General features: G+C 43.1%; 8 protein-coding genes and 1 pseudogene. All 9 read left to right on the plus strand.

From position 1 onward, the window contains the following. A pseudogene (locus ACH2DQ_RS00640) lies at positions 1-401 on the plus strand (hypothetical protein); the annotation flags it as partial. A gap of 133 nt (positions 402-534) precedes the next feature. Beyond that, positions 535-1,527, plus strand: a complete 993-nt coding sequence (locus tag ACH2DQ_RS00645; RefSeq protein WP_394911303.1) for a DUF4003 family protein — start codon at positions 535-537, stop codon at positions 1,525-1,527. A gap of 21 nt (positions 1,528-1,548) precedes the next feature. Continuing rightward, the gene (locus tag ACH2DQ_RS00650; RefSeq protein ID WP_394911302.1) at positions 1,549-2,664 is read left to right on the plus strand and encodes a hypothetical protein; all 1,116 of its coding nucleotides are present in this window, start codon (positions 1,549-1,551) and stop codon (positions 2,662-2,664) included. Then, positions 2,664-3,932, plus strand: a complete 1,269-nt coding sequence (locus ACH2DQ_RS00655) for an acyl-CoA reductase (protein ID WP_394911301.1) — start codon at positions 2,664-2,666, stop codon at positions 3,930-3,932. The genes ACH2DQ_RS00650 and ACH2DQ_RS00655 overlap by 1 nt, the downstream gene beginning before the upstream one ends. 89 nt (positions 3,933-4,021) lie before the next feature. Continuing rightward, positions 4,022-4,579: a DUF2284 domain-containing protein gene (locus ACH2DQ_RS00660; RefSeq protein WP_394911300.1), complete on the plus strand. Its 558-nt coding sequence runs from the start codon at positions 4,022-4,024 to the stop codon at positions 4,577-4,579. Between the two features lie 43 nt (positions 4,580-4,622). After that, a complete protein-coding gene (locus tag ACH2DQ_RS00665) occupies positions 4,623-4,898 on the plus strand; it encodes a YabP/YqfC family sporulation protein (RefSeq protein WP_394911299.1) in 276 nt (91 codons plus the stop codon). Between the two features lie 17 nt (positions 4,899-4,915). Next, positions 4,916-6,145, plus strand: a complete 1,230-nt coding sequence (gene yqfD / locus ACH2DQ_RS00670; RefSeq protein ID WP_394911298.1) for a sporulation protein YqfD — start codon at positions 4,916-4,918, stop codon at positions 6,143-6,145. After that, positions 6,142-7,140, plus strand: coding sequence for a PhoH family protein (locus ACH2DQ_RS00675; RefSeq protein WP_394911297.1), 999 nt, complete (start codon positions 6,142-6,144; stop codon positions 7,138-7,140). The genes yqfD and ACH2DQ_RS00675 overlap by 4 nt, the downstream gene beginning before the upstream one ends. Positions 7,141-7,171: 31 nt before the next feature. Continuing rightward, a complete protein-coding gene (gene ybeY, locus ACH2DQ_RS00680; RefSeq protein WP_394911296.1) occupies positions 7,172-7,669 on the plus strand; it encodes an rRNA maturation RNase YbeY in 498 nt (165 codons plus the stop codon). Positions 7,670-7,851: the final 182 nt, after the last annotated feature.

Genomic DNA, 7,851 nt, shown 5'->3' on the forward strand with positions numbered 1-7,851 from the left:
TGGTTTATGCGATCGCTAACTGTGGATTTTATGAAGGCAGACAGAACAAAACCGCTCTTGATATGTTAAAATGCTGGTGTCAAAAAGCAGGTGTCAATTGGGGATATGGTATAGGCATAGGCGGTGGAGGCATGCTTCCGATGCTGGGCAGCGAAAGCTCAGATAAGGGTCCCATGAAACAGATTGTTCTTTCCCTTGCTCATATGAAGGATATGATCCTATACAAAAAAGCAAGAAATAATATCTATATTTCACCTGGTTTTCCCCGATTTGCTTATAAGTTAGCAGCACAACTGGGCTGGAGGCAGGAGATCAGGCAAAATGGTATGAAGGCAAAGGAAATCCACCGGCAGGCAAGTCCACGCACCACTAAAAGTTTGTTTCGTCAATTTAATTCATAGCATGAAAGAAGAAGTTTATCCAATATCAGATAGACTTCTTTTTTTGATTGGCTTCCCAGACTTTCTAATGTATAATAGTGTAGAACATAATGAAAACACAAACATTTAAACGATCATGCAGGAGGCGAAAATTATGAGAGATGAATTACAAAAACGCTGTCAGCTTTTTATACAAAACAGAGACATTGTAAAAAATGCATTCGGTTGGGAGAGCTATTATATTTATCCGCTGTGTGCAAGCTTATTTACAATCAGAGGGCTTCAGGCAGATGCCGGAGTGATGAAGGACTGCCGGGACCTCCTGAAAGAGAAGACCGGTTTTTTCTCAAATTTCCGGGGCATTTCTAAGATGGCAACGGTATCAACCCTTTCCCTTTCACCCAGTCCGGAGAATAAACTTAACCAATTACTGGATATTTACGGAAAGTTAAAAGAAGTTTTCTGGGGATCGGAATACCTAACGGTAGCAGCCTCCGTAATCTCAGATATGGCGGAACCCGGACAATACGAACAGATTATTCATCGGACCAGAACGATCTACAATCGTATGAAGGAAGCACATCCATTTCTCACATCCGGTGAAGACAGTTCCTTTGCCGCCCTGCTCGCCCTCTCCCAACTGGATGATATCTATATCGAGCAGGAAATGGAGCGCTGCTATACGCTTTTGAAACCTTACTTCTTTTCGGGGAATGCCGTACAGTCCTTAAGCCATATCCTGGCATTGGGGGAAGAGGCAGCAGCGCAGAAGTGTGAAAAAGCAATGGCATTATTCGATGATCTGAAATCCCACGGCCATAAATACGGCACAAGCTACGAACTGGCTACACTGGGGGTACTGGCACTTTTAGATACCGACCTAAAAACACTGGCACAGGATATCATGGATGTGGACGATTATCTCCATTCCCAGAAAGGATTTGGAGCATTTGGCATTGGTGCCAGGCAGCGTCTGATGTATGCCGGCGTTCTGACCATGTGTGACTATATGCCCCAGCTTCAGCCTATGAAGACAGCCACACTCAATGGAGTGGTATCCCTGGTAATCGCACAGCAGGCAGCACTTTGTGCCTCTGCAGCCGCAGCCGGTGCCGCTGCTGCATCTGCTTCCAGTTCATCGTCCTGATGGGACAAAGGGAGGAACGTGATGGATAAAAACTTATGCAAATTATTTGGAACCAAAAACCCTTACAGTTATCAGCAAAACCGGGATTTCTTTTTCCATGGGATGAAAGCAGTCTGCAGGGATTTCTATGAAAATTCAAACTCATACCGGGAAATTTGCAAATTAAATGGTTTTGCCCCAGAACAGCTTAAATCAGAAGAAGACCTGTACCGCATACCGGTAATCCCTACCTCTTATTTTAAAAGAAATGATATATCCCTGGAGCATTCTTCCTTTGTCAAAGTTACCTCGTCAGGTACCAGCGGAAAGGTTAGTAAAATCAGTTACTCTCCGGGAGAAATTTTACTCTTTTCCAAAATGGCAATAAGGCTTGGTAAAATACACCGGATTTTTTCTCTGAAACCAGCTCACTATATCATGCTGGGATATCAGCCGGTACGTGAAAATAAAACAGTGATATCCAAAACAGCCACTTTGTCTTCCATGTATGCACTGCCTCTTTCCAGAAAGTATGCCCTGACGTATAAAAACGGAAAATATCAGTTGAACCTGGAAGGATTGCTGAAGAGAACTGTGAACCTGGCTCAGAAAAAGACGGCTGTCCGCATTATTGGTTTTCCCTCGTATCTGTTCTTCCTGCTGGAAAAAATGCAGGAAGCCAATCTTAGCTGCCGTCTTCCCAAAGGGTCTAAAATCCTTCTTGGCGGTGGCTGGAAACAATTCTCCCAGCAAGAGATTTCCAAGGAAAAACTCTATGCTCTGGCTAAACAGACCCTGGGAATCGAACAGGATCAGATACATGAGTTTTTTGGTGCAGCCGAACATCCCGTTCTATACTGTACCTGTAAAAACCATCATTTCCACATTCCTTCTTACGCCAGGGTAATTATCCGTGATGTGGAGACCCTGAAACCTCTGGACAATGGCAAAACAGGATTGATTAACCTGATGACACCCGTACATTCCAGTATTCCCATCATGAGTATTATGACCGATGACCTGGGCTGCATCCATTCCCATGAAGAGTGCGGCTGCGGCATCGAAAGTGATTATCTGGAAATTCTGGGACGAGTGGGCGCACAGGATGTAAAGACCTGTTCCGCAGGAGCGAAAGACATTCTGGAAGGAGGAATTTAATGCTGCTGATCAATGGCAATCTATGGAGCAATACGGAAACGGAAAAGGCAATTGAACTGGTTTCCCATCAGATCGTGGATACCCTATCCAATAAATCACTTGATCGTCAGACGGTATTGAATGCAGCCGGGCGATTTACAGATGACTTTCTAGGTGGAAATTTAAATAAAGAATTCGCACCCTTTCTCCAACATGAGGAGATAACAAAAGAGGATATACATACATTGGTGGAAACCTTTCAAAAAGATGCGCTGAGTAAAAGAACATCACGTGAGCTGGATTCCCTGAAACAGAGTGATCATATTCTGATTGTACCCAAAGGTGTACTTTTTCATATAGCGGCAGGAAATATGGATATCCTGCCTGCATACAGTGTTCTGGAGGGGCTGCTGACCGGAAATATAAACATTTTGAAACTCCCCTCCGCTGATCACGGGCTTTCCGTATTCCTGCTGAAAAAGCTCATCGAATATGAACCAAGGCTTAAAGAATATATCTATGTATTTGACACACCGTCATCCGATCTTCTGTCTGTGCAAAAACTAATGCACTTTGCAAATACCATCGTCGTATGGGGATCGGATAATGCAATTGAAGCGGTGAGAAAAAATGCCCCGGTCAATGCAGAGATCGTGGAGTGGGGACACAAACTCAGCTTCTGTTACATACAGGATATGGGGGTTTCGGATGCTCTCCTTGTTAAACTGGCTCATCACCTCTTTGAGACAAACCAGCTGTTGTGCAATTCCTGCCAGGGCATTTATGTGGATACGGATAACTTTGAAGAGGCAGCCGCTTTTGGTAAACGCTTTGCAAAAATAATGGAAGAAATCGAACCGGAATATGTACTTCCGGATTATCTTCAGGGAAAACTGACCCTGGAAGCCCTCACAAGGCGCCTGGAAAATATAAAGGAAAAGGAAATCATTTACCAGAACCGAAGAAGCAGCGTTACCTGCAAACGGGACTCGGAGCTGGAATTGTCGCTGCTCTATGGGAATATCTGGGTAAAGCCTCTGAAGCAGGACAGAATCGCAGCTGCATTGCTTAAATCTAAGCTTTATCTGCAGACAGCAGGCATTTATCCGTTTAACGCTCCTTTGATACAGAAGCTGTCCCGGACAGGGCTTACCAATATCATCAGCATCGGGGAAATGTCCGATAAACAGCTGGGAATGACCCATGACGGAAGATTTTCCCTGCAGCAATACGTTCGGCTTGTAGAAGTGGGACACCCCGTTGTTAAGCGAACGTCCACTGGACGTTAAGCAACCCTCGCGGCAGCCGCCAAATGGACGAACCAGCGTGTCCGTTTGGCTCGTTGCTTGCGGGAATAAATTTTTAGGAGAACAGTAACATGAAAGAAATCAGTAACTTCGAAAACCTGGAAGCCCTAATCGCTTCCTATCCCATCTGCCAATATGGATTTTTAGATACCAGTGAGCTGGTTTTTTCGGAAAATGTCAGGCAGATCTGCCAGCAAGAATGTGAGTGCTACGGCACTACCTGGTCCTGTCCGCCGGCAGTGGGCAGTGTAGATGACTGTCATAGAAAATGCCTGAATTATGAAAAGGCACTTTTATTTACCACTCTGGCTGAGGTAAGTGATACCGCTATACTGGAAGAAACCCTGTCTACGCGCAAAGAACACGAGAAAGTCACCAGAGCCCTCCTTCGGGATATCCAAAGCAGCCTGGGTGAAGAATGTATGGCACTTTCCAGTGAATCCTGCCATATCTGTGAACACTGCACCTACCCGGATTCTCCCTGCCGTCATCCGGAGCAGATGTTCCCATGCATTGAAAGCTATGGCATACTGGTAACCGAATCCGCCGAAAAATGTCAGATTGATTTCTTTTATGACAGTACCACCGTGACCTGGTTCGGAATGATTTTTTTTGGCAGGTATAAGTAAATAATTCTCTCATATATTGTGTAATAAAAGGCAAAAATAGTATATGAGTTCGAAAAAAAAGCCGTTGTATTATAAGATGACCCAGGCAATGGAAATACCGGATGATCTGACTCTTGGAGCAGTACTGGTATCACTTACAGGACAAGAGGAAGCCTTTATCGAAAATTATAGAGGTATTATTGAATATACGGATAACCGGCTAATGTTAGCCACGAAAACCTGTAAATTGGAGATTCTGGGGAAACATCTGGTGATTATGTATTATACCAGCGATGAACTGAAAGTGAGAGGACATATCGAACAGATAAACTATTTATAAACCAGGAGGGGCTCTGTTTGATAAAAAAGCTGTTGCAGTTCATAAAGGGCTATGTTAGAGTCCGGGTACAGGGGAATTCCTATGAACGGTTTTTAAACCTCTGTGCCAACCACAATATTTACTTATGGAATTTACTACCTGCCGATATCTGTTACGAAGTGAACATGACCATTAAGGATTTCCGCCAGATCCGGCCTCTGGTTCGAAAGTCAGGGACAAAAATAACAATAAAAAAACGATATGGCCTTCCCTTTTTTCTCCACCGGCATAAAAAAAGGAAGCTGTTTCTGGCAGGTTTTCTCGTTTGCCTGGCAATGTTGTTTTTGCTTTCCTGCTTTATCTGGGATATCCGTATTGAAGGGAATTACTCAGAAACAAGAGAAGTCATTTTGGAATACTTAAACGAAAATGGTGCCGGACATGGCGCAAAAAAATCCGGTATCGACTGTAAAGAACTTGCCGCGGCACTGCGTCGTCAATTTTCCGACTTTATCTGGGTTTCGGTGCGTATCAAAGGCACCCGCCTGTTTATTGACGTTCAGGAAAACACCGATTTGGAACTGGCGGAAGAAAAAGAATACGATGACAGCGATATTATTTCCAATGTAAACGGAACCATCGTTAAGATGATTACAAGAGCGGGTGCTCCCCAGGTAAAAGTAGGAGATGAGATCAAAGAAGGGGATATCCTGGTGCTTGGAAAGCTGGAAATCTTAAATGACAGCGGAGAGGTGAGCAATATACGTTATGTTCCTTCAGATGCCGATATATATGTAAAAACCAGCTATCACTATGTAAATGAATTTCCCCTGAATTATAAAAAGAAGCAATATACGGGACTTGAAAAAGAAGGCTTTTATCTGAAGGTCTTTCAGGATATCATAGGAATCAACCACCCTTCCTCGAATTTTGAACAATCCGATACCGTAACCCAGGAGTATCAGGCAATGCTGACTCAAGACTTTTATCTGCCACTGAGCTTTGGTAAATCCGTGGTAAAAGAGTACCGGATTGCAGACAAAAAATACAGTGAAAAAGAGGCAAGAAACAAAGCAACAGAAACTCTTAATAAATTTATTGAAAAAATTCAGGAAAAAGGGGTTCAAATATTTGAAAATAATGTTAAAATAGACGTAGGTGAGAAAACCTGTAAAGCAGAAGGAGAATTAATTTTGATTGGGAAAGCAGGCAAAAGAGTCCCTACAGAAATCATTGCTTCTCCACAGGAAGGAACTATAAGTGAATGAGTATCGTTGAAATCATAACCTCTGTTCCCATGGAACATGAGAAGAATGTGTTCGGCCAGTTTGACCAGCACATTAAGAAAATTGAAAAAACACTGAACGTAACGATAATCTCCAGGGAAGGCGCTTTAAAGATTTTGGGAAGTGAAGCCGCCGCCCTGAAGGCAAAGAACATTATTTTACAGCTGGTGGAATTATCGAAAAAGGGCAATATCATCAGTGAACAAAATGTAGATTATACCATTGCCCTGTCTTTTGAAGATAAAGAATCTGCAATTGTTGAAATTGACAGAGACTGTATCTGCAATACTATCAGCGGTAAACAAATCAAACCAAAGACACTGGGTCAGAAAAAATATGTGGATGCTATACGTGAAAAGATGATTGTATTCGGTATCGGGCCTGCCGGTACGGGTAAGACTTATCTTGCCATGGCGATGGCAATCAATGCGTTTAAAAATGATGAGGTAAGCCGCATTATTCTGACCCGACCTGCCATTGAAGCAGGAGAAAAGCTGGGATTTCTGCCCGGGGATCTGCAAAGTAAGGTAGATCCGTATCTGCGGCCGCTGTATGATGCCCTGTATCAGATTATGGGACCGGACAGCTTCCAGAAAAATATGGAAAAGGGACTGATCGAAGTTGCACCGCTGGCATATATGAGGGGGCGAACCCTGGATAATGCCTATATTATTCTGGATGAAGCCCAGAATACCACACCTGCGCAGATGAAAATGTTTCTTACCAGAATCGGTTTTGGATCAAAAGTCATTGTAACCGGGGATTTAACACAAAAAGATCTTCCCGCTGCTACAAAATCAGGTCTGGACGTTGCCGTTCAAGTTTTGAAAAAAGTAGAGGATATTTCCTTTTGTACGTTAACCAGCAAGGATGTTGTAAGACATCCGTTGGTGCAGAAAATTGTACAGGCATATGATGATTATGAAAAGAAATCTAAGCCCAGGGAAACGTCAAAAGTCCGCAGGACGAGAAATTAAGTGGGATAAGAACCAGAAAGGACAACACAACATGACAATACAGTATGAAGAAGAATGCCAGGTTCCCTTTTCTTTTGATTACCGGGCAATGGCTGAAAAAGTAATAAGGGAGGCTTTGGATCACGAGAATTGTCCCTATGAAGCTGAAATAAATCTTACCTTAACCTCCAATGTAGAGATAAGAGTCATGAATTATGAATACCGGGAAATCGACAGGGCAACCGATGTGTTGTCTTTTCCTATGCTGGAATATGATGAGCCTGCAGATTTTGAATATTTGGAAGATGCATGGGCGGAATGCTTTAATCCGGAATCCGGGGAATTATTATTGGGTGATATCGTAATTTCCGTAGAAAAGGTTCTGGAACAGGCAGAAGCTTACGGACATTCTGTAGAAAGGGAATTTGCTTTTTTGATAGCGCACAGTATGCTTCATTTAATGGGTTATGACCATATGGAGCCGGAGGAAGCGAAAGTTATGGAAACCAAGCAGGAAGAAATTTTAAATGCGCTGAAAATAAACAGATAAGAAGGACGAAAACTATGAAAAAATTAACAGTACTTGCATTATTGACTTTGACAGCAGTTACTTTTACCGCCTGCCAGAAAAAAGGAGAGACAGAACCTGCAACACAGACAGCAAATGATACTACGGCTGCTCTGGAAACAGATTCAGAACTGGAGACCGGTTCTTTTACCGTCAACAATTCG

It is taken from the genome of Robinsoniella sp. (genome assembly GCF_034124845.1).